The following is a 26,217-nucleotide window of genomic DNA, read 5'->3' on the forward strand; positions in this document are numbered from 1 at the left end:
CAATGAAAATCCTAGTTTATGAACACATGACCAGCGGTGCTCTCTGTACAGAGCCTTTACCCGGCCAGCCGGTGAGAGAAGGCAATGCCATGCTGCAAGCGTTGCTCAAGGACTTGGCAGGAAATCAAGGGGTACAGCCCGTCATTCTTCGGGATTTCCGCCTAGATATTCCTTCCCACACCCACCGCTGCCACTATGTTCGCGACCTGGACGATTTTCGCCGCCGCTGGCTCGCCTGCTTAGACTATGTGGATGGAGTCTTGCCCATTGCTCCAGAGACCGATGGCCTATTGGCCGAGATCCAGTCCTGGGTACTCAAGACTGGCAAACGCTTACTCGGCTGCCGCCCCGAGGCAACCGCCATCGCCGCGAGCAAAACCCGGACTGCCGAATGTCTGGCTGCAGCAGGACTTACCACGGCCCCCACAGTCTGGCTTAAGGACTGGCAGCCCAATACTTTCCCAGGGAACGCCCTCGTCTGCAAGCCGGACGATGGTGCAGGAAGTACCGGTGTTCTATATTTTGAGAACGCTACCGCGTTGAATACCTGGAAGCAACACAGGTCCCCTGAGACTTGGGAAAAGGAAATTGTCCAACCCTATATCCGAGGAACAGCGGCCAGTCTCTGCCTGCTCTGTGCCGAAGCTGAAGCCCATTTATTATGCGGGAATCACCAACAAATCCAAATTGAAAATGGCGCAATGCGCCTTACCAACATTACGGTCAATGGTATGGAGTATTCAAAACTGGATCACAAAATCTTCCAGAATGTCGCCGCGACTATCGCCAGCGTCCTCCCTGGGCTATGGGGTTTTGTCGGGGTGGATCTTGTGCTGAGTCCCCAGCCGGTGGTGCTGGAGATCAACCCTCGCCTCACCACCAGCTACGTAGGGTTGGGGGCAGCTTACGGAATGAACCCTGCTACCTGGCTGCTGACCCTGCTGCATAAAGGGATGGGAGCAGTAGAGTTGCCGCCTCAACCCAACCCAAAAGTGACCGTTTCAGTGGAGGAAGGGCTTGCTATCCAAGCAACTCACTGTTAGCGGCTGGGACATTGGCGGTGCCCATCTCAAAGCAGCATTGACTGATTCCCAGGGTCGAATTACGGCATGCACCCAACTCCCCTGTCCCCTCTGGCAAGGCCTAGAAAAATTACAACAGGCTTTCAGCCAGATGCAGATTGAACTGGGGGATAGGGGTAACTTAGCCGCCATTACCATAACCGGAGAACTGGTTGATTTATTTAACGACCGGGATGAGGGAGTCATCAAGATCCTAGAATATACCTCACAGCATTTTCAGAATATACCGATATACGTATTTGCTGGGGCGCAGGGGCTCATCCCGCTGGAACAAGCCCCCAAGCATACAGAAGCCATTGCCTCCGCTAACTATCTTGCCACTAGCCAGTTAGCTGCCCGGCATTGGACGCAGGGACTGTTCCTGGACATTGGCAGCACCACCAGCGATCTCATTCCCTACAAGGAGGGGATCCCCTGCCCTCAAGGCAACAATGATAAGGAACGCCTTAGCAGTGGCGAACTGCTCTATAGCGGGGTGACACGTACCCCCCTCATGGCCTTGGCCCGGCAAGCTCCCCTGGAAGGACACTGGGTGCGATTAGCCGCCGAATACTTTGCCACCACGGCCGATGTCTACCATCTATTGGGCTGGCTTTCAGTAGGTGTGGATCTTCATCCAAGCGCCGATAATCGGGGCAAACACCCGGAAGACTGCGCTCGGCGCCTAGCCCGAATGGTAGGGGCGGATAGCAAACATTGGCCCCTCCAAACCTGGCGGGGGTTAGCAGCCTACTTTGCCGAGCAACAGTGCCAACAACTGACCAACGCCAGCTTCCAGGTGCTCTCAAAGGCGGAGCTTTCACCAGAAGCCCCCGTTATCGGTGCGGGAATAGGCCGTTTCCTCGCTGCCGAATGTGCTCGGCGGCTTCATCGGCCCTATGGGGATCTTGCTACCGCTTTGGAAACCAATCCCCAGGCCTCCATGAGCGCTGACCATGCTCCAGCCGCTGCTCTTGCCCGGCTTGCCTGGGAACAGCTGCAAGATAAAACCGACTAATTTAATTATGAAGCCACACCCCCTGTATGCGGAACTTCCCTACTCCGAGGACTCGATACCGCTATTCGAGGCGATACGACGAGAGCCCTGGCCCATATTTTTAGACAGCGGCAGGCCCGCGAGTCCATTTGGGCGCTTTGACATTATTGCCGCGGATCCCTTTGTCACTTTTAGTTGCCGAGGTTCTGAAACTACGGTTTGCAAACGCCATGATACCCTTTTAAGCCTTGAAAATCCCTTTGCCCTGCTGCAATCTGAGTTGCGCCGCTGCCACAATAAAAAGCCTCCTCTTGTCTTTCCCGAGCTTCCTCTAGGGGGTGGCGCCATGGGCTATTTCAGTTATGACCTAGGACGGCGCCTAGAGCAATTGCCCACCCTTGCCCTTGACGCCGAGCACATGCCGGAGATGGCCATCGGGCTTTATGATTGGGTCATTGTCGTCGACCACCACCAACGACGCTGCTTTCTCGTAGGACAAGGTTATGATTCCCGCACTTGGGAACGCTGGGAAGCGCTTAAATTTCATCTTAGCCAGATCCGCCGCCCCCCCACCGGGTCAACCTTTCGGCTATGTGGCCAGATTGAGTCCAATATGAATCGAGAGGGCTACCACCAGGCTTTTGCAAGGATTCAACACTATATCCATGAGGGTGATTGCTATCAGGTAAATTTAGCACAACGGTTTGAAGTACCGGCCCAAGGGGATCCATGGACCCTCTACCGTCGCTTACGCTTGCGCAATGCCGCTCCCTTCAGCGCCTACTTTTCTACCCCAGAAGGGGGGGTGTTGAGTACCTCGCCGGAACGCTTCTTGCTCGTCAATGGAGGCCGGGTTGAAACCCGTCCCATCAAGGGCACTCGGCCCCGATCATCTTCGCCTAGGAGAGACCATAGGCTTGCGCTGGAACTTCAAAATAGCCCCAAAGACCGAGCAGAAAACGTAATGATCGTCGATCTTTTACGTAATGACCTAGGCCGAGTCTGCCTCCCAGGCTCAATTCATGTGCCTAACCTCTGTGCTATCGAGTCCTTCGCGACTGTCCACCACCTGGTGAGCACCGTACGCGGTCAACTGGCACCGGGACGAGATTCCCTTGATTTGCTGCAAGCTTGCTTTCCTGGGGGGTCAGTCACCGGCGCCCCCAAAGTGCGCGCCATGGAAATCATTGAGGAATTAGAACCCCACCGCCGCGGGATCTATTGTGGCAGCCTGGGCTATATTGGTTTTGAAGGCAACATGGACACCAACATTGCGATCCGCACCCTAGTTTACAATCACAACTCTTTGCGCTTCTGGGCAGGAGGAGGAATTGTCGCCGATTCGGTGGAAAAGGCCGAATACCAGGAAACCCTAGATAAAGCCGCAGCTATCTTGCAAACCTTGAGTGAGTATACCGCTCCCGCATCGGGCAGAGTAATATAAGTACCTCAGTAAAAGTTTTGAAGTGTTCCTGGAGCGAGCTGGTGGTGTTCCGCAAACCCGTTTTTCCTCCATGAAAAAAGGGCTTGATGCGCGCCCTCCCTGGCGCACCCCCTGGGGGCATCCTCCGGATGTCCCGATTCGCTCCCGGCGAATCGGTGCGGGGACTTCCCTGTCCCCTGGCTCCACGCCCACCGGCTCGCTCCTACCTCATCTTTTATTCATGGGTACTTAAAAATGTGGGTTGTCAAGCTCGGCGGCAGCCTTTACGAAAGTCACTACTTACCCCGCTGGCTTCAGCGGCTCGCCACCTATGAAGGCCAAATTGTCATTGTACCGGGTGGCGGCCCCTTTGCTGATCAAGTACGCCACGCCCAAAACCGCTGGAGGATAGCCGATGCCTGCGCCCATGCTATGGCCTTGCTTGCCATGGAGCAATTTGGCCGCTTGCTACAGGGCTTAGAGCCTAGACTTTGTCTCGCAGCTAGTCGTAAAGACATTAAACAAGCACTCAGCCAGCAGCGAGTCCCGATTTGGTTGCCCGCAGCCGAGCTATTGGATCAACCTGCCATTCCAGAAAGTTGGGAGGTTACCTCTGACAGCCTAGCGGTTTGGCTTAGCGGCCAACTAAAAGCCCGCCGTCTCGTCTTGATTAAACAAGCGCGGCTATCGGAACCGGTGATCAGCGCCCGCGCCCTTGCTGCCCAAGGGATCGTTGACGCCGCTTTCCCTCATTTTCTTCATTCTCTGACGGTTCCCTGCTATTGCATTACCGCCGATGACTACCTCCAAATCACCCGGACAGGTATGGCTAATATGGGAACCCGGATCTGTCCAGATAAATAAATTGCCCAGTTAGCTTAAAAAACAAAAGCTTAACTGGGCACAATATCATAAATTATCTCAAAAAATTTAATTTATAAATATTGTTATAATGCCAATAGCCATGTTGCCATTATGAAAAGAACAAAGCCCCCGCATGATTTGAATAATCTCATCACGGACTCTTCCTCTTTGATGGTCAACGTTCCTTGAAACCGACGTCTTTGCATATTAACCATAGTAAATACCTCTGCTATTTACTGGAGGGTAAATTTCCCCCTCTATTTATTAGGCATATTTTATGCCGTTTATATCCGTAAAATTTAAAAATTAAGGCACCCAAATAAACATAGCTGAATAACTAATTGTAAAATATACGGTATTTTGGGACGGGCTGGCATTATGGAATGAAGAAATAAGGAGGAGCTTGCGGCTTTTTTTTTACAGCAGAAAAAATAAGTTTGCAAAAAGCCACCCAACGGTCGGTTTCGCATTGCTCAACCGCCCCTACGAGCCGACAAGTAGCGTGCGCTGTGCGCACGAAGAGGCTAAAAATCCCAGCGGAATTTGGCTAGGCTCCCTAACGGCAATCCTCTATCGTAGCTTCTAGCAGCTCGGGTCTAAAATCACCGGTCACCGTAGCCTGCCCCAACTGTTTCAGTAATACCAGGCGCAAATGCCCATCGATGACTTTTTTATCCACTGCCATCAACTCCATGAAGCGAGCCTTATCAATTTCTCGCGGGGCATGCCTAGGAAGCCCCGCCTGCTCCAATAGATTAAGCACCCGCTTTACTTCTGGAGTCGACAACCACCCTAGCCGCCTTGACAAATCCGCTGCCATTGCCATACCCACCGCCACCGCTTCACCATGCAACCAGGTACCATACCCCAGACCTGTTTCAATCGCATGGCCAAAAGTATGGCCTAGATTAAGAATTGCCCGTATCCCTGATTCTCGCTCATCGGCTGCAACGACCTCGGCCTTATTATGGCAAGACCACTCAATGGCTTGTGCCAATGCTAAGGGGTTTCGCGCCAATAACTCACTAATATGCTCCTCTAACCAGGCAAAGAACTCCGCATCCCGAATAAGGCCATATTTGATCACCTCAGCCACTCCCGCCCGCAACTGCCTCTCATCCAGGGTATTGAGGGTATCCGTATCAGCCAAAACACAGCGGGGCTGGTAAAAAGCACCGATCATATTCTTTCCCCGAGGGTGGTTAACCGCTGTCTTTCCCCCGACAGAGGAATCCACCTGGGCTAATAAGGTGGTAGGAACCTGAATATAGGCAACTCCCCGCTGGTAACAGGCCGCAGCGAATCCCGCCATGTCACCAATAACGCCGCCACCCAAGGCAATCACGGTGCAACGACGGGAAAAGGGGGCTTTGAGCAACCCATCAAAAATTTGCCCCAATACCTCCAAAGTCTTATATTGCTCGCCATCAGGCAGGATTACTTGGGCACAACGGTAGTCTTTGAGCCCCTTCAAAAGGGTCTCTAGATATAAAGGCGCCACCGTCTCATTAGTGACGACCATGACCTCAGGTCCCACGATATGCTTTACCAAAAGGTGGCCTTGGTCTAGCAGGCCGCTGCCAATATAGATGGGATAACTACGTTCTTGAAGGTCGACTTGTACTGTAATCATAAAACAACGAATACCTATAGCCTTGCAATAAGGCGAACTAGCTTCATTAAAGTAATGTTGCCCTCTATACCTTTAGCGTATGGCGGAAAACTTCTGCCCGTGAACATTTCCATACCGTTTAAGCTGCCGGAGCACCTCATTGGCAACGGCCTTGATGGGTCGTTCACCTGTTTTGATGGTGATATCCGCCACTTCTCGATACAGGGGATCGCGCTCCTTGAGTAAGCGTTTCAGGCGCTCTAACGGATTTTCCGTCTGCAATAAAGGGCGGTTGCTATCATGGACAGTACGGCGATAGAGTTGTTCTGGTGATGCATACAAATAGACGACGGTTCCTCCCTGCGCCAACCTCTGTCGATTCTCAATGGCAAGCACCGCTCCCCCGCCAGTTGCCAATATAATATTGCTTAGCTGGGTAAGCTCAGCAATCATCTTACACTCACGCTGCCGAAAACCGGCCTCCCCCTCGATTTCAAAGATTACGGGAATACTGACCCCGGTGCGGCATTCGATTTCACGATCGCTATCATGGAATTTTCTACCCAGCATCTTTGCCAAGTACCGACCAAGGGTCGTTTTACCGGCCCCCATTGGACCCACGAGGAAAATATTTCTAGCCATAATGAATCCACAAACCGCTAATTAGGCAACCTGCCTAGAGAATAGCTCATGCCTAACGGGAAGAGACGCCAAATAATGACTATTGTACAGTAACGACGGCTAAAATAAGAAGGTCGAGCCCTCTAGAGGAACTCGACCTTCTTATTCGGACATAACGGTATACTGGGGATTATAGTTTTAATCCCTCCTTGATAATCTTAGGGGTCACGAAGATGAGGAGTTCATCCTTATTGTTCACCTCCGATTTGTCCCGGAATAAAGTCCCTACATAGGGCAAATCCCCTAAAAAGGGTACCCGGCGGCTAGCCCGGTTCTGCTCTTGCTCATAAATTCCGCCGAGCACGACGGTTTGACCATTATCGACAAGCACCTGGGTCGCAACCTCGCGGGTATCGATGCTGGGCACCCCGTTGAAAACTTGCCCCACACTGTCTTTGTTCACCGTTAAGTCCATGATAATTCTATCATCAGGCGTAATTTGAGGAACCACCTTTAAACTCAGCACGGCCTTCTTAAAGGAGACGGAAGTAGCACCGCTGGAGGTGGCTTGCTGAAAAGGAATTTCGGTACCCTGCTCAATCAACGCTTCATTCTGATTAGAGGTGATCACTCGTGGATTGGAAATCACCTCGCCACGTCCTTCTGCCTGAAGGGCGGAAAGCTCCAACTCCAATAGGTTCCCCAGAGGCAGCTTGGTCAGGGCAAGGGCAATCCGCGCCGCGTCTTGCCGGGTTACAGGCAAATTAACATTCATCCGATCCTGTAGCTCCAAGGTCTCCCTATTGATGATTTGGGTAGTGCCATTGAGCGAACCCGAGGTCACAACTTCATCAAAAGCCCCGCCAGTATCTTCTCGCTTGCTCAAACCAAACCGAATCCCCAGATCCTTGCTGAAATCACTATTGGCAATGACAATACGGGATTCAATGAGCACCTGGCGCACCGGAATATCGAGGCGAGCCACCAACTTTCTAAGATCCGCTAACCTATCGGCCGTATCCATCACCAACAAGGTGTTAGTGCGCTCATCAAGCGTCACGTGGCCTCGCGGTGACAAAAGAGTATTCTCTTCAGCTTGGATAAGCGCCGCAAGATCACTCGCCTTGGCAAAGTTTACTTGGATAAATTCAGAGTGCAGCGGCGCTAATTCTTCCATCTGCTTTCTAGCTTCTAGCTCCAGCCTCTCACGATCTGCGATTTCAGCAGCCGGCGCCACTAAGATCACATCACCCGTACGGCGCATATCCAGCCCTTTAGTTTTGAGGATGATATCCAAGGCCTGATCCCAGGGCACATTCTTGAGCCGCAACGTCACATTGCCTTGCACGGTATCGCTTGCCACCAGATTGAGGTCCGTGAAATCGGCAATCAACTGTAAAACAGCGCGTACCTCAATATTCTGAAAATTCAGAGAAAGTTTTTCGCCCACATAACCAAACTCCTTTTTCTTGGCCAGTTCCTTTTCCTTTTTCGTGAGCGGCTTGAGTTCGATAATTAAGGTATCCTCGGACTGGTAAGAAAGGTGCTCATGTTCTGCTTCAGTGGGGCTAATAATCATGCGCACACTCCCATCCTTGGCAAAGGTGTCGACAAGTTTAACCGGCGTAGCAAAGTCCAAAACATCAAGGCGCCGCTCAAACTCCTTGGGCAGGGAAGTATTCATAAAATCAACGATAATACGCTCCCCTTCCTCCCGGATATCCACTGGAGTCTGGGCATCCGAAAGAGATACAATCACTCGGCCTTCACCGTCCTCGCCACGCCGGAAATCAATATTTTTAATCAAATACCGCTCGTCATTAGCAGCCGTATCTGGTCTAGCTGAAGCGACTATAGAAGAACCGTTTACAGTGACATAAACGATATTTTTCTCTACCCGAGTTTCAAAAGCCGCGCTCTGAACCAAATTGATCACGACCCGGGTACGATCGGCTGCCTCCACCATAGTGACACTTCGGGTCATCCCTACTCCAATATTCTGGGATCGAGGCGTTGTGCCAATTTTGACTCCTGGAAAATCTAATACAATGCGAGCTGGATTATCAATTGCAAAGAACTTAGGTTCAGAAACCGGCGTTGAGAACTCTAACTGAAGCTGGACTCCCTCACCCGGTAAGGATGAATATTCAATGTCCTGCAATTCGGTAGCAGCCCAGGCTGTACAGGGCAACAAACACAGGAGCAGCAGACCTATTAAAGCGTGGAGGAAACAGCGCTGTCCGCACGCCTGACTCGAAATAGATGGAACGACTGTGTGCGTGGACTTCATTAGCTTCCCCTTATTATCACTCCGCCAATGCCAGCATGTTCTGGCGCTTTAACCAACCGCCCTGCTCATCAGAGACGATCTCGGTGAGTTCAATCATTTCTTCGTTAATGTGGGTAATCCTTCCATAGTTTCGGCCCATATAATTACCTTTTTTAACACGATATAAAATTCCATCGGAGGCTCGAACAATCGCCCAAACTTCCTCCCCTTGTTCAAGTAGACCTACCATCTTAAGCGAAGCGAGGGGATATTCCTCCAAAGCTTCTCTGTGCCTATTCAGATCAGGCTTGAGGCTATTCTCAGATCCTGGACCTGTCTTTGCCATGGGTCCTGGAGGGAGTTCTACCACGGTGGGGATAAAAGGATTGCGCAGCTCAGCCGCCTGGTAAGTAAAGGTTTCATGGGGTTTGATTTCTGGCAAAGATTCGATCGTTCCTTTAGGACGAGACTTTACCTCCTTCACATATTGCTTTAGATCCATCAACTGCTCATCGTTACAGCCTGATACTGTTACCGACAGGAGACTAAGCAAACCCACAATTCCTGCTGGAGGCTTTAGTTTATCTCTTCTCTTAATATGCTGCGCATTGTTCATTTTCTACCCCGCTTTTGGCCCGTTACTACCTCGCCTTCATCAAAATAACGGTAAGTCTTGGCGGTAATGTTCATTGCCAACTCCCCTGTTTCCTTCTTTCCCCCTTCGATAGAGAAATCATGTAAGGTCACAATACGGGGAAGAGCCGCTACCTTGCTCACGAATTCTCCAAATTGGTGGTAGTCACCAAGGACTCGAATTTGGATAGGTAATTCGGCATAAAAATCTGCTGGGATTTCAGAACTCGGTTTGAATAACTCAAATTCCAACCCGCTTGACAGTCCTGTTTGAGAAACATCAACCAATAGGTCAGCAACCTCCGTCTTACTAGGTAATTGCCGCAGCATGGCCCCGAAGGAAAGTTTCATCTCTTCCATCTGTTTCTCGTAGGCTTCTAAATTGGCTGCCTTTTTCTGCTTAGCTTCAAAAGTGGCTTTCAGTTCTGGCTCCTTATTTTCAAGCTCATCAAGCTGTAGCAGTTTGTCTTTAGTGAAAAACCAATAACCGCCACCTGCCACCGAGGCACAGAGCAAAATAACTGCAATGGCCTTAGCAACAATTGGCCAATCACCCACCTCGCTGAAATCAAGTTCATTGAGTTCTGATAGGTTCATCACAGCGCCCCCGTGTCGTCTTGGCTATTTGCAGATTGCTTATTCTCATGCACACGAAGCGTAAAATTACGCACAGCTCGCTGGTTATCTCCTCTTCTCTCGATGACATCTAATCGAGGATTTTCGAATGCTGGAGAAGCATCTAGATTACGCATAAAGACAGAAACCCGAGCATTTGACTCGGCCACACCGTGTAACATATTGGTATGTCCTTGACGCTTTATGCTCTCCAAATGAATCCCATTGGGAAGAGTTCGAACTATCTCATCAAAAAGATGAACTATCTGGGGGCGACTAGCCTGAAGCTTCTGAATTATTTCCATGCGTGCCAGAAGTTTCTTTTTCTCTTTTTCCAAATTCTTAATTTTATGTATTTGTTTATCTACAATGGCTATCTGATCTTGTAAGTATTGATTGCGCTGAATTTGGTTATCGATTAAGCCATTAATATATGAATTAACATAAAAGACAATGCTAGCCGCTAGAACCGCCCCGAAAGCCAAAACGAGATAAAATTGTTTTTCCCGTTCTTTGCGCTGAGCTTCACGCCAAGGCAATAAATTGATACGAGCCATCAATCAAAACTCCTAAGTGCTAAGCCACAGGAAGTCATCAAAGCTGGAGCATCACTGTACAACGCCTTAGCTTTAACCTGAGATCCCAACGCCATATCAGCAAAAGGATTTGCAATCGAAACGGTAGTACCCGCCATATGCTCAATCAGCTCGTCTACTTCCGGGATAGAAGCACATCCACCTGCCAATACCACATGATCAACGCTGTTATATTGGGTTGAAGAAAAGAAGAATTGAAAGGCACGGCTGACCTGTTGGGCGATGGCCTTTTTGAAAGGCTCTAAGATCTCGGGAACATAATTATCTGGCAATCCTCCTTGACGCTTTGCCAAATTAGCTTCCTCATAGGACAGCCCATATCGCCGTTGTATTTCTTCCGTAAGCTGATTACCACCAAAGATTTGCTCCCGGGTATAGATAATCCTGTAATCATGCAACACATTAATCGTGGTTAAGGTTGCGCCGACATCCACAACAGCAATGGTTTGCCCTTTCCCTCGGCTCGGCATCTGGCTCGCAATCAAAGGAAAAACTTTTTCCATGGCATATGCCTCTACATCCATCACTGCGGGTGTTAAGCCAGCCAGTTCCAATGCGGCTACCCGTGCTTCAACGTTCTCACTGCGGCAAGCGGCAAGCAGCACATCCACTGCTTCGGGATCTTTTTCCGAAGGAGTCAACACCTCAAAATCCAGATTAACCTCCTCCAGGGGATATGGAATATACTGTCCTGCCTCTAACTCGATCTGACTCTCGAGTTCCCGCTCTGAAAGGGTATTTGGAACGGAGATAATCTTGGTAATGACTGCTGAGCCGGCGACTGCAGCCGCCGCTTTTTTAATTCGGGTTCCCGAACGTTTAACCGCCCTTTTTATCGCCTCGCCCAGGGCTTCCACATCCTCAACCTTGTTTTCAACTACAGTGTGAGGTGGCAAAGGCTCAATCGCATAATTTTCTACACAAATGCGTTCTCCCTTTCGGCTAAGTTCAAGCAGCTTAACGGCTGATGAGCTTATATCTATCCCCAATAGAAAAGGGGATTTCCGAGAAAACAAGCTTAATGATTTTTTCCCGAAGTCAAGTGAATTACTAACACGATCCAATGAATTTAGCATAAGTGCACCCGTCGATATTGCCTGCCTTTACCCCAAGACAACCTCTTTACCTCACCTAAGTCCTATGAAGACTTTTGATAATTACAACAACGAGTTGACTGAATAGCTCTGCTTGTGCTGAACTCAGGTGGTAGACCAAGGTCGTAGCTTAAGTTGGATACACGTTTTATACTGTTCCTAACCATGCTCCTTTGATATAAATCACATGTTTGTCCATTAACTTTCATGACATATTTCCCTCGCCTGCTCCGCTGGATGGTGGCTTTGTTGCTTACTGCCACAACAATTGGTATCCTTATTGCCCTAGGGATATACTTCTATCTGGTACCCCAACTACCCTCTACTGAAGCGCTCAAGGATGTTCAGCTTCAGGTTCCTCTACGCGTTTATTCCCAGGAAAGAAAGCTTATTGCCGAATATGGAGAAAAACGCCGCACTCCTTTAACTTTTGAACAATTTCCAGACTTGCTGGTTAAAGCCGTACTAGCCGCAGAAGATGATCGCTTCTATGAGCATCCTGGTGTCGACTATCAAGGTATCCTCCGCGCTGCCTTATATTTGATAAAGACCGGTAAAAAGGGCCAGGGCGGCAGCACTATTACTATGCAAGTTGCCCGCAATTTCTTTTTAAGTAGGGAAAAAACCTACTTACGTAAGCTCAATGAAATTCTGCTAGCTCTACAGATCGAACGAGAGCTTAGTAAACAGGACATCATCGAACTCTATTTAAACAAGATCTATCTAGGCAACCGCGCTTACGGAGTTGCAGCCGCTGCCCAGGTATATTACGGCACGACTCTGGATAAACTTGAATTATCACAACTGGCCATGGTGGCAGGCTTACCCAAAGCTCCCTCCCGTTACAATCCCCTAGCAAACCCGGAGCGAGCCTTACTACGAAGGAACTACGTGCTCCGACGCATGCATGAAGTTGGTTACATAGATGATAAAACCTACCAAAATGCCGTGGCCCAACCGATTACGGCAAAATTCCATGGCTTACCCGTCGAACTAGAGGCCCCTTTTGTGGCAGAAATGGCGCGAAGTCAATTGTTTGAGGAATACGGCCCAGATATTTATACGGCCGGTTATAACGTTTATACGACTATCAAGGCTGAACATCAGGAAGCCGCGACTAACGCCTTACGCTCCGCACTGCTTGCTTATGATCAACGACATGGCTTTCGGGGGACAAAACAGCAGGTTGAGTTACCGGAAGGGGCTGATGAGGCATTTTATCGTCAGGTCCTATCCCAATACAGAATAGCCAACGGCTTAGTGCCTGCCCTGGTGCTTGCTACTGAGGAGCAAACCAGCCAGGTCTACACCAAAACTGATGGTGAAGTTCTCCTTTCTTGGGAGGGCTTATCTTGGGCCCGTCCTTATCTAGGCGTTAACGCCCTAGGGAAAAAACCAAAACAAGCTGCGGATATTCTCCAGGCGGGAGATCTCATTCGACTAGAAGCGCTACCTGAAGGGGGGTGGCGATTAGCGCAAACACCCCAAGTGGAGGGTGCCATTGTCTCCCTTTCCCCTGATAATGGGGGGATCACCGCCCTCAGTGGGGGCTTCGATTTTTATCGAAGCAAATTTAATCGGGCAATTCAATCTCAACGGCAACCCGGATCCAGTTTCAAGCCATTTCTCTATTCCTCTGCCCTAAATAAAGGCTATACCGCTGCCAGCGTTATCAATGATGCACCGATAGTATTAGATGAACCTGGGCTAGAGAATGTCTGGCGGCCAGAGAACTATAGCGGACGTTTTTACGGCCCGACCCGCCTCAGGGTAGCTTTAATCCATTCCAGAAATCTGGTTTCTGTCCGATTACTGCGTGCCATCGGCATTGATTATGCCATCGAATATATCCAACGTTTTGGATTTGAACCGGAACAATTACCCCAGAGCTTATCCCTAGCACTAGGCAGTGGTAGTGCTTCTCCCCTTGAAATGGCCCGTGGCTTTGCCGTCTTCGCCAACGGGGGACATCTCATCAAACCCCATTTGATTGAACGAATTGAGAACGCCAATGGGCAAATCATCTTCCAAGCACGCTCTCCCCAAGTTTGTCAACATTGCGAAGAACTGGAAGCAGAACAAGCCCCTATCCCCAACCTAACATCGCTTCCTCTCCAAGATGCCAAACTTATCAGCCAGCCTCTCCCAGCCCCGCAGGTAATCACCCCTCAAAATGCTTATCTTATCTATAGCATGCTACAAGACGTTATTCGCCACGGCACAGGGAGACGGGCTAAACAACTCGGACGAAATGATCTAGCAGGTAAAACAGGAACCACCAATGATCAACACGATGCTTGGTTTTCAGGTTTTAATTCGGAACTCGTTGCTGTCTGCTGGGTAGGCTTTGATCAACCGAAGTCCTTAGGAAGCTTCGAAACGGGCGCACGGGCAGCACTTCCAATGTGGATAAATTATATGGATGCCGTGCTTGACGGCGAACCAGAAAAACCGCTTATCCCCCCGAAGGGCATCGTTACGGTGCGCATTGATCCTGAAACTGGATTGCTTGCAAGGCCCAATACCCCTAATGCTATTTTTGAGACTTTTCTCGCCGAGCATGCTCCTGTCAAGTACGCCACCTCAAGCCGCCAGAGCGACAGCAGCGCGAAAACAGACACACCTATTACCGAGCAGCTATTTTAAACAAAATAGGATAGCAGGGCTTATGTCTAAAAAAGACCAGCAGATGAGAGAATATATCGCCACAGAAGCGGCCCGGCTTATGGTCGAACACGGAATTAAAAGCTACTATCAAGCCAAGCGCAAGGCAGCCACGGTTTTAGGGGCCGCAGATACCCGAAATTTGCCCACTAATCAAGAAATAGAGCAGGCTGTAGGGGCTTATTTACGCCTCTTTAAATCAGATTCTCAGCCTGCTACCTTGGAAAAATTACGCCAGATAGCTTTAGAAGCGATGGATTTTTTTCACCGCTTCAATCCACACTTGGTTGGACCGGTACTCAGCGGACTAGCTTCCGAGCATTCGGATATCAATCTTCATCTCTTTGCTGAGACAGAAGAAGAGGTTGCCTTATTTCTCACAGAAGCCGGAATTCCTTTCCAACTGAAATCTCGGCAGTTATCCTTTTCCCCTAAGATGCTTCAAAGCTTGCCGGTTTTTCGGTTCGTAGCGGGAGAAGTCACCGTGGAACTCACTGTATTTCCCCCTAGGGGTATTCGCCACGCACCACTTAGCCCTATAGATGGAAAACCCATGTGCCGAGCAGACCGCAAAGAAGTCCAGTCTTTATTAGAGGCAGAAACGCCATTATAGGTGGTTAATTCGCGCCACCCCTGATTTAACAGCTGCCTGGGCGACAGCAGCCGTCACAAACTCTCTTAAACGGGGATCCAGCGGCTTGGGAAGGATATAAGCTGGCCCAAAACCAAGGTGACTCTCGCTATAGGCTTCCAGCACTTGCTCAGGAACGGGTTCCTTGGCCAACTCAGCCAGAGCCTGGACAGCAGCAATTTTCATCGGATCATTGATACAGCTGGCGCGAACATCCAGGGCAGCACGGAACAGGAAAGGAAAGACCAAGACATTATTCACCTGATTAGGATAATCAGTGCGTCCTGTAGCCAAGATTAAATCACTCCGAACCCTATGAGCCAAGGTTGGATCAATCTCCGGATCTGGATTGGAGAGGGCAAAGACTATAGGCCGTGGGGCCATGGATTTTAGCATCTCTACAGTCAACAGGTCGGGGGCTGCCACTCCAATGAAGACGTCCGCCTCTTTGACTGCCTCTGCGAGGGTACGCTTCATCGTGGAAGAGGCAAAAGGACGACAATAGGGATGCAGCAGTCGCTCTTCTTCACGAATAACCCCTTGGCGATCAATGAGCAAAATATTTTCCTTGGGCGCTCCTAAGGCGGTCAACAGCCGCAGCGTAGCAATTCCAGCCGCGCCAGCACCGACGCAAGCGATTCGGACTTCTGGCAAAACTTTCCCCTGCAATTCCAGGGCATTTTGAAGGGCTGCAGCAATGGTAATCGCCGTACCATGCTGATCATCATGGAGGACGGGAATATCGAGGCGTTCAATCAGTGCTTGCTCAATTTTAAAGCAGTGAGGAGCAGCAATATCCTCCAGATTAATTGCCCCAAAGGTAGGTGCGATACGAGCTACCGTATCCACAAATGCCTCTGGAGATTCCGCCTCCACCTCAATATCAATGGCATCTAACCCGGCAAAAGATTTAAACAGGACCGCTTTGCCCTCCATCACGGGTTTGCTTGCCAAAGGCCCAGTATTTCCCAAGCCCAACACCGCACTGCCGTCGGTAACAACCGCAACCAAATTACCCTTGGCCGTGTAACGGTAAACCGCTTCAGGATCGGACACGATGGCCCCAACCGGCGCGGCAACTCCAGGACTATAGGCTAAACTAAGTTGTTGCTGAGTTGCGCAAGGCTTGGTGATACTGATCTCTAATTTTCCCGGTCGCGGTTCCCCATGATAGGCTAGGGCGGTAGCGGTTAAATCCTGTGCTGGCTTTTGCTCTTTCGCAACATCTCCAGAAGGCGTTTCTAAGTCCGTACTAGAGGATGTCAATTCCTGTTGATTCAACAGATGCATATCAAACCTATGTTTGGTCAATGACAATAGCGCTTAAACAAGCCCAGGACTGACCTGCCCCAACGATCAAAAAGCGGAGGCCGCAACAGCGGTACCCAACCGCAGGTAGCGTTGGATCAGGCTAGGGTAGGATACAGTTTATTGGGATTTTAATATTATGATTTCAATTTATATTTTTGGCGAAACTTATCGACGCGACCCGCCGTATCCAGCAACTTTTGCTTACCGGTGTAAAAGGGATGACAGGCGGAACAAACTTCTATATGAAGGTCATGACCCGCTGTGGAGCGGGTGGTAAAACTGTTACCGCAACTGCAAGTCACCGTAATTTCACTGTATCGGGGATGAATATCCTGCTTCATAGGGGTTCTCTAAAGACTTAAAATTTGCTTTCGATTATATTAAGCTACAAAATTTTACCGGGCTACCCTTCCTGCTACAAGTCCTAACTTTAGGTTAGAGGGCTTTTTCGCCAATCAACATCGCTTGGTTACGAAAACCTTTGGCGAGTATTTTCTGCCATAGCCCTATCGACGCCAAAAAGTAGGACTCAGGATAACAAGGAGGGTAAAGATCTCCAGACGCCCAAGCAACATGGCAAAACACAAAATCCATTTGGAGGTGGCGTTAATACCCTCGTAATGGGCGCCTACTTGCCCCAATCCGGGACCTAAATTGTTAAGACACGCGGTGACTGCAGAAAACGAGGTAATCATGTCCAGCCCGGTGGACAGCAAAAGGAGGTACATGACACTAAAACAGGCCACGTAGACGGCCATAAAGCCCGCCACCCCTTCTACTACCCGATCCGGTAAACTTTTATTCCCAATCTTAATGGGTACGATGGCGCTAGGATGAATCAGGCGCTTGATCTCCCGTGCGCCCTGTTTGTAGAGCAACAAAACCCGGATGACCTTCATACCGCCACCGGTAGAAACAGCACACCCTCCAATATAGCTGGTCATCAACAATAGAATAGGGAGAAAGCCGGGCCAACTATAATAGTCGCTAGAAGTAAATCCTGTGGTGGTGCCGATAGAGACCGCATGGAAAATACCGTGCTGGAGAGCCAAAAGGGGGTCGTCAAAACGATGCGTTATCCAAAGGTAAGCGGAAGTCAGTACCGCTACCCCGGTGAGCACCAGTAAATAGGCGCGAAACTCCTCATCTTCCCAGTAATGGCGGGCTGTCAGATGCCGCCAGGCAAGAAAGTGAAGAGAAAAGTTGACTCCCGCAAGCAACATAAAAAATACGGCGATCATCTCAATCAGGGGGCTATTGAAATAACCTATGCTGGCATCATGGGTAGAAAAGCCACCAATGGCGATGGTTGAAAAACTATGACCAATCGCATCAAAAAGTGTCATACCCGCTACCCAGTAAGCGGCCGCACAGGTCACCGTCAAGCCCAAATAAATCAACCATAGCGCCTTCGCTGTCTCAGCAATACGGGGGGTAAGCTTGGTGGTTTTCATGGGGCCTGGAGTTTCCGCCCGGTAAAGCTGCATCCCCCCAATACCCAGCATGGGTAAAATTGCCACAGCCAAAACGACAATGCCCATGCCTCCGAGCCACTGCAGTTCTTGACGATAAAATAATACCGACTTGGGTAGGCTATCCAATCCAGTAATCACCGTAGCTCCGGTAGTCGTCAGGCCAGAAACAGACTCAAATACGGCATCGGTAAAGGACAAGCGGGGTTCAGTAGTTAAAAAGAGAGGAAGCGCCCCAGAGAGGCTTAACACCACCCAAAACATGACGACCACCACAAATCCATCCCGCAATCGCAGCTCTCGCTGATAATGACGCACGGGTAACCAGCACAACAGGCCAAGACTTAGAATCAGACCAAAGGCGCTTAGAAACTCTTCCGCCGCACCATCCTGGTAAAATAGAGACACTATCACTGGCGGGAGCATGGCGGTACTGAATAGGGTTAGCAATAACCCCAAAATCCGCTGGACGACAACAAGTTGCATAACGCTCCTAGTTCCCTTTGGAACGTTGAGCGTACCTGCCGATGGCCAACATGCACAGGCATAGCCCTAGGATCGGCCCGTTACCCCAGAGGACATAGGGAGTAGCCCCTGCTCGCGGTTGAACACTCCCCGTCAAGACAGTCGTTTGGAACTGGGGGGTGGTGGCTTGCAAAGCGCCTTTGGCATCAATAATGGCCGAAATGCCATTGGTGGTGGCTCGAACCAGATCCCGTCCTGTCTCTAGGGCGCGCATGCGAGAAATCTGCAAATGCTGATGAGGCGCCAAAGAATCCCCGTACCAGGCATTGTTGGTGGCGTTCACTAATAAATTGGCCTCGGGCAATGCGGCAATAATTTCTTCCCCAAAAGCGTCCTCATAGCAAATGGAGGTGGCCACCGGATAGCCCGCCGCTTGCAGCAATGGTTGCCCCTGGGGTCCGGCACTGAAGGAAGACATGGGTAAATCGAAAAAACGGATGAGCCCCCTTAGATACTCTTCCAAAGGGACATATTCACCAAAAGGAACTAAATGTTGCTTATAATAGAAAGCTTGCTGGGAGCCAAGGCTTAACATGCCATTGAAATACTTTCCCGTCTCTTGGTGAAAGACTGGCAAACCAATGAGCAGATCCGTTTTATGGGCTTGAGCCTCAGCCGCCAAATCAGCCAGGTAACCGTCGGCCACCTGGTGGTAAAACACAGTGAGGGCGCTTTCCGGCCAGACAATCAGATCACTTTCCCAATGCTTGACCGTCAATCGCCAGTACCGTTCTAAGGTGGACTTTACTTGCTCCGGCTGCCATTTTACCGCTTGGGGAATATTCCCCTGAATCAGGCTTGTTTGCAGCGGCTTGCCCACCGGCATTGTCCAAGGCACGTAGGAAAGCAACACCGCTGCCCCCCATAGGACTCCCAACCCACTGAGGGCGGCGAACCGCCCTCGACCCGGTTTGTACCAAACGACCAGGAGCAATCCCGCACTGAGGGCTGCAGCTAAAGATAACCCGTAGACTCCAAGGATTGGAGCCAGCCCGTGAAGGGGGCTTTCAATTTGACTGTACCCCAGATTCAGCCAGGGAAAACCCGTGAGAAACCAGCCCCGGAACCACTCTATCATTACCCAAGCCGCCGGCCATACCAACAGGTATTTGTACCTATTCTCCTGGGGAAACCAAAAGGTAACCAGAGCCACCAATGCCGCCGGGAAAAGGCTCAGAAAGGCCACAAACGATGCCGTCAATAACAAGGCTAGGGGCACACTGGCATAGCCAAAATCGTGAATGGCCACATAGACCCAGGAGATCCCCGCGCCAAACCACCCCAATCCAAACAACCAGCCGCGCCAAAAGGCCCGTTGAATGGACAGATTCCGGCAAGCGGCAAATAACAACGCAGGAACGATAATCGCTAGAAGATAGAGATCGTAAGGAGAAAAAGCGAGCGGACCGAGAAGCCCCCCTGTCAAGGCTAAGGCATCGCCGCTCCATGCCTTTGTCACTGCAAGCACGGAAAAAGATTTTTCCTGCGGCGCCTTATCATAAGATGGATTTTGCTCAGGCGAACGGCCCATACTACCTCCCCTGCCAACCCCCTATTGGCATCCCTCTAATAAAATAGCCGGCCGCTATCGAGGGATTAGCCGCCTACCTTCACTGCCGAGCTTTCAATGCCATCGGCTTTCGACAAGAGGTATAATTCTAATAAGTGGATGCGCCGGCTATCGGCGCGCAGGACTTTAAACTCAAAATCGCTAATAGAAATGGCTTCTCCTCGCTCCGGGACTCGCCCAAATCCATTTAGCACCAAACCGCCAATGGTATCGAATTCCTCGTCACTAAAATCGGTCCCAAAATATTCATTGAAATCTTCAATGGGCGTGAGGGCCTTTATCGTATAATTATCATCCCCCCGGTGAAAGATGAAGGCATCTTCGGCAATATCATGCTCATCTTCAATTTCGCCCACAATCTGCTCCAGTACATCCTCAATGGTCACAAGACCTGCGGTTCCCCCGTATTCGTCCACGACAATAGCCATGTGATTACGGCTAGCACGAAACTCCCTTAGCAACACATTGAGACGCTTGCTTTCTGGGATAAAGACCGCCGGGCGCAAAATATCTCGAATATTGAAAGAGCGCGCTTCCCGCTGCTGGCAATAAAGAAGCATATCCTTAGCCAGCAAGATCCCCACAATGTCATCACGGCTTTCGCCAATCACTGGAAACCGGGAATGGGCTGATTGAGTGATGACCTCCAGGGTTTCTTCTGGAGGGTTATCTCGCTCCACAACCACCATTTGTGAACGGGGCACCATGATATCACGCACCTGCATCTCACCTACGACTAAGGCGCCTTCAATCATACTGAGAGTCTCTGGATCAAGGAGACGGCGGTCGGAAGCATTACGCAGAAATTCAACGAGTTGTTCTCGGTCTTGGGGTTCGCCCAGCAACACCTGCCCCAAGCGTTCTCGCCAAGAGCGGGCTGCTAGACTATGACTAGGTCGGCCTTCGTTCATAAATCCTCTTTATGCACTCTCATAAGGATTGGGATAACCCAATGATTTAAGTATGGTAATTTCCATAGCCTCCATCTGCTGTGCCTCCGCCTCTTGCTGGTGGTCAAAACCAAGCAAATGGAGTACGCCATGGACCACCAAGTGAGCCCAATGGGCCCTTTCCTCTTTAGCGTGTTCCAGAGCTTCACGCGCTACCACTGGAGCACAAATTACCAAGTCCCCTAAAAGGGAAATTTGAAAAGGCAGGGGCGCGGAAAGCTCAAAGGGAAAGGAAAGGACGTTGGTTGCCCCCTCCTTGTAGCGATACCGCCAATTAAGCTCTGCCACCTCAGCTTCATCTGCGATTCGAATAGTCACTTCCCCCTCTTTTGATTGGTTTACCAACACCGCCTCTACCCAGCGCTGGAAATCCACTTGCAGAGGAATGCCCGTTCTAGAAACAGCATACTGAACCTGGACGGCGATACTCATAGCCCCGGCCCATTGCCACGACCAAAACGCTCATAGGCCTGCACAACTCGCTGCACCAACGGATGCCGCACCACATCGCGAGCTTGAAAAAAAGTAAAGCTAATCCCATTGACATCCTTTAGTACCTCAGTGACATGACGCAAACCTGAAGGTTGACCTTTAGGCAAGTCAATTTGGGTAACATCCCCCGTCACCACAGCGATTGAGCCATACCCTAAACGGGTGAGAAACATTTTCATCTGCTCAATGGTCGTATTCTGGGCTTCATCTAAAATGATAAAAGACTCGTTTAACGTCCGGCCACGCATGTAAGCCAGAGGAGCCACTTCAATCACATGGCGTTCAATAAGCTTAGCCACTCGCTCAAAACCCAGCATTTCATAAAGAGCGTCGTAGAGGGGGCGAAGATAGGGATCAATCTTCTGAGCTAAATCCCCTGGCAAGAAACCTAGACGCTCGCCGGCCTCCACCGCAGGCCGCACCAAAAGCAATCGCCGCACTCGCTCTTTCTCCAAAGCTTCCACCGCGCAGGCCACGGCCAGGTAAGTCTTACCCGTTCCCGCCGGACCAATGCCAAAATTAATATCATGGGTGAGAATATTGCGTAAATAACGAATTTGCCGCGGACTACGGCCTTTAATCGTCCCCCGCCGAGTTCGAATCAGGACCTCTTCCTGCTCTTCCAAGAGAGGATATTCTTGGTGCCCCGCCTCTTGCAGGAGAAGATGGACCCGAGCCGGAGTCACCCGAGCTTCATCGGCATCATCATAAAGACGCCTTATCACATCACCGGCCGTTTGCACCGAAGGACTGTCGCCGAGAACCCGAAAAAGATTTCCCCGGTTGTTGATTTCTACTCCCAAACCTCTCTCTATCTGGCGCAGATGCTCATCCATCTGCCCACAGAGATTGGCCAACCGTTCATTGTCCAGGGGTTCCAGGACAAAATCGTTACTTTCAGGATGATCAGAAGGAGGGTGTTCGTTCAAGGGTATATCAATAGCTCAAACACTATAAGAGGTTCCTGATCCCTTGCGCCACCTAGGGCCCAGGATGGAAACGCAGGTCGAACTCAGACACCAAAACAGGAGAAGGGAAACAGAAAAAGCCAGCGTAAGCATATTTCGTTGCTTGCTTATCTACTTAATAATTGCAATAGCTCTATCTATTAAAATACTTGCTTATTTCAATCTTATTTCAAGATGGATTGGCAACATTAGGCTAGGGGAAAGCGTTCCCACAATAGTCGGCAGCTTGGACCTTAGCTCTAAGCTAGACCGGCGCTTCGCGCCGCCTATTTCCCATCCCATCAAGCACATTGCCTTTCGTTGTCAATGACTACACCCCGTAAAGAGTTAGGCAATGCCTCTGTAATCCTCACATTAACAAATTTACCAATTAGACCTTGAGTAGCGGGAAAATTCACTACCCGGTTATTCGCCGTACGCCCCGCTAGCATGGCAGGATCCTTCTTCGAGGAACGTTCAACGAGTACCTGCTGCACGGTATCCACCATTCCCTGACTAATAGTCATTTCCGAAGCACGTAGACGTTCCTGCAAGATCCCAAGCCGCTCTTTCTTAACTGCCATCGGCACCTCATCCGGAAGGCTCGCTGCTGGCGTCCCTGGTCTCGGACTGTAGATAAAACTGAAGGAATGGTCAAACCCTACCTCATCCACTAAGGCCAACGTCGCCTGGAAATCAGCCTCGGTCTCCCCGGGCAAGCCGATAATAAAATCGCTTGAAATGCTGATATCAGGGCGCACTTGGCGTAATCTCCGCAGCTTTGCTTTATACTCTAGCACAGTGTGGCCCCGTTTCATTAGACTGAGAATCCGATCCGAGCCGCTCTGTACGGGTAAGTGCAAGTGGCTAACCAGCTCTGGCACCTCAGCGAAGGCCTGGATTAGGCTGTCGGAGAATTCTACCGGGTGGGACGTGGTAAAACGGATGCGCTCAATGCCCTCAATAGAAGCCACATAGGTAATCAATAGGGCCAGGTCGGCAATATCACCCTCCCCCATCGGCCCCCGATAAGCATTGACGTTTTGGCCCAAAAGGGTCACTTCCCGCACCCCCTGTTCCGCCAGATCCACGATCTCGGCGATCACATCATCGAGGGGCCGGCTGATCTCCTCGCCACGGGTATAAGGGACCACACAAAAGGAGCAGTATTTGCTGCACCCTTCCATCACGGAGACAAAGGCCATCGGACCCTCAGCGCGGGGTTCAGGTAATTTATCGAATTTCTCGATCTCGGGAAAAGAGATGTCAATCACCGGCTGGTGATTGCCACTGACCTGGGTCAGCATCGCGGGGAGCCGGTGTATCGTCTGGGGCCCGAAAACCAGATCCACATAGGGCGCCCGAGCACGAATCGTTTCCCCTTCTTGACTGGCAACGCAGCCGCCCACGCCAATAATCAATTCGGGGCGCGCTTGTTTCCATTGCCGCCATCGGCCTAATTGAGAAAAGACTTTTTCTTGGGCTTTCTCCCGCACGGAGCAGGTATTAAGCAATAGCACCTCTGCTTGCTCAGGGTCAGAAGTGAGCTCCAGCCCATGGGACTGCCTGAGTACATCCGCCATCCTGGTGGAGTCATACTCATTCATCTGGCAACCATGGGTTTTAATATAAAGCTTCTTGGCCATGAAAATGCTTACCGATTCCTCCAATCGCCATTTAATACACACTTCACAATACTACGCTCCGTCTTGAAGTTCCAGCCCCCCTCTTCGACCCCACCCAAAGCTTACGATGACAAGAGCGAACTAGGACACAATCCAGGGCTACTTATTTAATATAGGCTGATATATTAAAGATCTCCCTCACTATTTGGAGAAACCATTTCCGTGGCAATTAACCACTGGCCTGCCCACGAAAGGCCCCGAGAAAAACTACTCCAGCGGGGCCCCGGCGCCTTGTCTGATGCGGAGCTTTTAGCCATCTTTCTCCGTACCGGGGTCACCGGGAAAACCGCTGTCGACCTGGCGCGAGAGCTCCTAGAAGACTTCGGCAGCCTACGAGCCTTGCTTGAGGCGGACCTCAACCAGTTCTGCCGTGCCCCAGGACTAGGACTAGCCAAGTATGCGCAATTGCAAGCTTGCCTGGAAATGGGACGCCGACATCTAGAAGCTACCCTCAAACGGGGTGACGCCCTAACCGATCCGATAACCACACAGCGCTACCTCGTGGCACGCTTGCGGGCCTATCCTTTCGAAGTTTTCTCCTGCCTCTTTCTTGACAACCGCCACCGGGTTCTCGCTTTCGAAGAACTATTCCGAGGGACCATCGATGGCGCCAGCGTTCACCCTCGGGAGGTGATCAAGCGCGCCCTCGCCCATAATGCCGCGGCCGTTATCCTGGCCCACAACCATCCCTCTGGGGTGGCAGAACCCAGCCGAGCCGATGAGCTGATTACTCAACGGCTCAAGGAGACTTTGGCGCTGGTGGACATTCGGGTTCTCGATCACATTATTGTGGGAGATGGAGAAACCCTCTCCTTTGCCGAGCGAGGCCTCCTCTAAGAAATTTTGAAAACAGCTTCTTAACACTGATTTTCCCCTTCCCTTTGCTGTTTTCCAGTGGCCCGCTCAAGGCGAATGAAGCTATAGGGATAAGGGTTTTGGGAATCCGGATCATGGTCCTCTCGCCAGACTTCGGCCCAATCAGCAGGATCGAAGTCGGGAAACCAAGTATCCCCCCGGAAAGTCCCCCGAACCAAAGTGAGGTAAATGCGATGGGCCTGGGGAAACAGTTGCTGGTAAAGGGAAGCCCCACCGATGACCATCACCTCTTCAGCTTTTCCTGCGGCCTGCAAACCCGCTTCCACCGAGTGGACTACGGTGCATCCCGGCGCTTTATAATGGAGCTTATGGGTCACCACAATATTATGCCGCCCCGGCAAGGGGCGGCCAATGGACTCATGGGTGCCACGTCCCATCAGAATGGGTTTACCCATGGTAAGGCGACGAAAATATTTGAGATCCGCCGATAAATGCCAAGGCAGCCGGCAATTGGCGCCAATTAAGCGGTGATCGTCCATGGCGACGACGAACGAGATAATCATCTTTCTCAGCTTACACCGAAACTTCCGCCTTAATATGGGGGTGGCTTTGATAGCCTACAACCTCCAGATCTTCGTATTGATACTCGAACAAAGAAGGGGGTTTGCGCTTGAGCCGGAGACGGGGCGGGGGAAGCGGCTCCCGAGTGAGTTGCAACCGTGCCAACTCTAGATGATTCCGATACAAATGAACATCCCCTCCCGTCCAGATAAACTCCCCTACTTCCAAATCACATTGCTGGGCCATTAGATGGGTCAGCAGAGCATAAGAAGCAATATTGAAGGGAACCCCCAGGAAAACATCGGCGCTGCGTTGATAGAGCTGGCAAGACAAACGGCCCTGGGCCACATAAAATTGAAACAACGCATGACAGGGAGGTAGTGCCATCTCATCCACATTGGAGGGATTGTAGGCCACCACCATGTGGCGCCGGCTATAGGGGTTATGTCGTATCTGCTCTAGCACTTTCGAAATCTGATCTAGATGCCGCCCATCGGGCAGGGGCCAGGAGCGCCATTGATAGCCGTAAATGGGGCCCAGCTCCCCCTGCTCATCGGCCCACTCATCCCAAATCGTCACTCCATGATCATGGAGGTATTGCACATTGGTGTCGCCCCGAAGGAACCACAGTAGCTCGATGAAAATAGAGCGAACATGAAGCTTTTTGGTGGTGACCAGAGGGAAACCCTGCTGAAGATCAAATCTCATCTGATGCCCGAAGATGGACCAGGTCCCGGTACCGGTCCGATCATCCCGCTCGACCCCCGTATCGAGTATTTTCTGGATAAGGTCAAGATAGGGTTTCACC

At 50.7% G+C, this 26,217-nt stretch carries 25 protein-coding genes; 8 read left to right on the plus strand and 17 right to left on the minus strand.

The window, feature by feature from the left end:
- Positions 1-2: 2 nt before the first annotated feature.
- Genes NHAL_RS18820 through NHAL_RS18835 form a run of 5 tightly spaced genes read left to right on the plus strand, consistent with a single transcriptional unit; the run spans position 3 to position 4,345 of the window.
- Positions 3-1,043, plus strand: coding sequence for an ATP-grasp domain-containing protein (locus NHAL_RS18820; RefSeq protein ID WP_013034742.1), 1,041 nt, complete (start codon positions 3-5; stop codon positions 1,041-1,043).
- A complete protein-coding gene (locus tag NHAL_RS18825; RefSeq protein ID WP_013034743.1) occupies positions 1,018-2,079 on the plus strand; it encodes a hydantoinase/oxoprolinase family protein in 1,062 nt (353 codons plus the stop codon). Before NHAL_RS18820 ends, NHAL_RS18825 begins: the two co-directional genes overlap by 26 nt.
- A gap of 7 nt (positions 2,080-2,086) precedes the next feature.
- Positions 2,087-3,502: an aminodeoxychorismate synthase component I gene (gene pabB / locus NHAL_RS18830; RefSeq protein ID WP_013034744.1), complete on the plus strand. Its 1,416-nt coding sequence runs from the start codon at positions 2,087-2,089 to the stop codon at positions 3,500-3,502.
- Between the two features lie 22 nt (positions 3,503-3,524).
- Complete coding sequence (locus tag NHAL_RS21335; protein ID WP_162010835.1) at positions 3,525-3,734, plus strand: hypothetical protein; 210 nt, start codon at positions 3,525-3,527, stop codon at positions 3,732-3,734.
- Between the two features lie 2 nt (positions 3,735-3,736).
- Positions 3,737-4,345: an amino acid kinase family protein gene (locus tag NHAL_RS18835; RefSeq protein WP_013034745.1), complete on the plus strand. Its 609-nt coding sequence runs from the start codon at positions 3,737-3,739 to the stop codon at positions 4,343-4,345.
- Positions 4,346-4,901: 556 nt separating this feature from the next.
- Here the strand turns inward: NHAL_RS18835 and aroB are convergent.
- From aroB to NHAL_RS18870, 7 genes are all read right to left on the minus strand, one after another.
- Positions 4,902-5,978 carry a 3-dehydroquinate synthase gene (gene aroB / locus NHAL_RS18840; protein ID WP_013034746.1) on the minus strand — a complete coding sequence of 359 codons (1,077 nt, stop codon included), beginning with the start codon at positions 5,976-5,978 and terminating at the stop codon, positions 4,902-4,904.
- Positions 5,979-6,050: 72 nt separating this feature from the next.
- The gene (gene aroK, locus NHAL_RS18845; RefSeq protein WP_083761428.1) at positions 6,051-6,602 is read right to left on the minus strand and encodes a shikimate kinase AroK; all 552 of its coding nucleotides are present in this window, start codon (positions 6,600-6,602) and stop codon (positions 6,051-6,053) included.
- 166 nt (positions 6,603-6,768) lie between these two features.
- Positions 6,769-8,868: a type IV pilus secretin PilQ gene (locus NHAL_RS18850; protein WP_013034748.1), complete on the minus strand. Its 2,100-nt coding sequence runs from the start codon at positions 8,866-8,868 to the stop codon at positions 6,769-6,771.
- A gap of 16 nt (positions 8,869-8,884) precedes the next feature.
- A complete protein-coding gene (locus tag NHAL_RS18855; protein WP_013034749.1) occupies positions 8,885-9,463 on the minus strand; it encodes a pilus assembly protein PilP in 579 nt (192 codons plus the stop codon).
- Positions 9,460-10,077: a type IV pilus inner membrane component PilO gene (locus NHAL_RS18860; RefSeq protein ID WP_013034750.1), complete on the minus strand. Its 618-nt coding sequence runs from the start codon at positions 10,075-10,077 to the stop codon at positions 9,460-9,462. Before NHAL_RS18860 ends, NHAL_RS18855 begins: the two co-directional genes overlap by 4 nt.
- Positions 10,077-10,652 carry a PilN domain-containing protein gene (locus NHAL_RS18865; protein ID WP_013034751.1) on the minus strand — a complete coding sequence of 192 codons (576 nt, stop codon included), beginning with the start codon at positions 10,650-10,652 and terminating at the stop codon, positions 10,077-10,079. Before NHAL_RS18865 ends, NHAL_RS18860 begins: the two co-directional genes overlap by 1 nt.
- Positions 10,652-11,767, minus strand: coding sequence for a pilus assembly protein PilM (locus NHAL_RS18870; protein ID WP_013034752.1), 1,116 nt, complete (start codon positions 11,765-11,767; stop codon positions 10,652-10,654). The genes NHAL_RS18865 and NHAL_RS18870 overlap by 1 nt, the downstream gene beginning before the upstream one ends.
- A 225-nt stretch (positions 11,768-11,992) precedes the next feature.
- Here NHAL_RS18870 and NHAL_RS18875 point away from each other — a divergent pair, with 225 nt between their 5' ends.
- Positions 11,993-14,431 carry a penicillin-binding protein 1A gene (locus NHAL_RS18875; RefSeq protein ID WP_013034753.1) on the plus strand — a complete coding sequence of 813 codons (2,439 nt, stop codon included), beginning with the start codon at positions 11,993-11,995 and terminating at the stop codon, positions 14,429-14,431.
- A gap of 22 nt (positions 14,432-14,453) precedes the next feature.
- Entirely contained in the window at positions 14,454-15,062 is a 609-nt protein-coding gene (locus NHAL_RS18880; protein ID WP_013034754.1) for a hypothetical protein, read from the plus strand.
- Here NHAL_RS18880 and NHAL_RS18885 read toward each other — a convergent pair.
- From NHAL_RS18885 to miaB, 8 genes are all read right to left on the minus strand, one after another.
- Positions 15,057-16,370, minus strand: coding sequence for a malic enzyme-like NAD(P)-binding protein (locus NHAL_RS18885; protein ID WP_013034755.1), 1,314 nt, complete (start codon positions 16,368-16,370; stop codon positions 15,057-15,059). The two genes, NHAL_RS18880 and NHAL_RS18885, sit on opposite strands and share 6 nt — an antisense overlap.
- 155 nt (positions 16,371-16,525) lie before the next feature.
- Complete coding sequence (gene rpmE / locus NHAL_RS18890; RefSeq protein WP_013034756.1) at positions 16,526-16,732, minus strand: 50S ribosomal protein L31; 207 nt, start codon at positions 16,730-16,732, stop codon at positions 16,526-16,528.
- Positions 16,733-16,897: 165 nt separating this feature from the next.
- Entirely contained in the window at positions 16,898-18,349 is a 1,452-nt protein-coding gene (locus tag NHAL_RS18895) for a TrkH family potassium uptake protein (protein WP_013034757.1), read from the minus strand.
- A 7-nt stretch (positions 18,350-18,356) separates the two neighbouring features.
- Positions 18,357-19,919: an apolipoprotein N-acyltransferase gene (lnt, locus tag NHAL_RS18900; RefSeq protein ID WP_013034758.1), complete on the minus strand. Its 1,563-nt coding sequence runs from the start codon at positions 19,917-19,919 to the stop codon at positions 18,357-18,359.
- Positions 19,920-19,984: 65 nt separating this feature from the next.
- Positions 19,985-20,869 (minus strand): HlyC/CorC family transporter, encoded by an 885-nt coding sequence (locus tag NHAL_RS18905; RefSeq protein ID WP_013034759.1) that lies wholly within the window; start codon positions 20,867-20,869, stop codon positions 19,985-19,987.
- A gap of 9 nt (positions 20,870-20,878) precedes the next feature.
- On the minus strand, positions 20,879-21,340 hold the full coding sequence (gene ybeY / locus NHAL_RS18910) for an rRNA maturation RNase YbeY (protein ID WP_013034760.1): 462 nt from the start codon (positions 21,338-21,340) through the stop codon (positions 20,879-20,881).
- On the minus strand, positions 21,337-22,329 hold the full coding sequence (locus NHAL_RS18915) for a PhoH family protein (RefSeq protein WP_013034761.1): 993 nt from the start codon (positions 22,327-22,329) through the stop codon (positions 21,337-21,339). The genes ybeY and NHAL_RS18915 overlap by 4 nt, the downstream gene beginning before the upstream one ends.
- Before the next feature lie 320 nt (positions 22,330-22,649).
- Positions 22,650-23,993, minus strand: a complete 1,344-nt coding sequence (gene miaB, locus NHAL_RS18920; RefSeq protein ID WP_013034762.1) for a tRNA (N6-isopentenyl adenosine(37)-C2)-methylthiotransferase MiaB — start codon at positions 23,991-23,993, stop codon at positions 22,650-22,652.
- Between the two features lie 201 nt (positions 23,994-24,194).
- Between miaB and radC the strand changes: the two genes are divergently transcribed.
- A complete protein-coding gene (radC, locus tag NHAL_RS18925) occupies positions 24,195-24,869 on the plus strand; it encodes a RadC family protein (protein ID WP_013034763.1) in 675 nt (224 codons plus the stop codon).
- 20 nt (positions 24,870-24,889) lie between these two features.
- Here radC and folA read toward each other — a convergent pair whose 3' ends face one another.
- Positions 24,890-25,411 carry a type 3 dihydrofolate reductase gene (folA, locus tag NHAL_RS18930; protein ID WP_013034764.1) on the minus strand — a complete coding sequence of 174 codons (522 nt, stop codon included), beginning with the start codon at positions 25,409-25,411 and terminating at the stop codon, positions 24,890-24,892.
- A gap of 10 nt (positions 25,412-25,421) precedes the next feature.
- The gene (locus NHAL_RS18935; RefSeq protein WP_013034765.1) at positions 25,422-26,216 is read right to left on the minus strand and encodes a thymidylate synthase; all 795 of its coding nucleotides are present in this window, start codon (positions 26,214-26,216) and stop codon (positions 25,422-25,424) included.
- Position 26,217: the final 1 nt, after the last annotated feature.

The organism is Nitrosococcus halophilus Nc 4, assembly GCF_000024725.1.
GTDB lineage: Bacteria > Pseudomonadota > Gammaproteobacteria > Nitrosococcales > Nitrosococcaceae > Nitrosococcus > Nitrosococcus halophilus.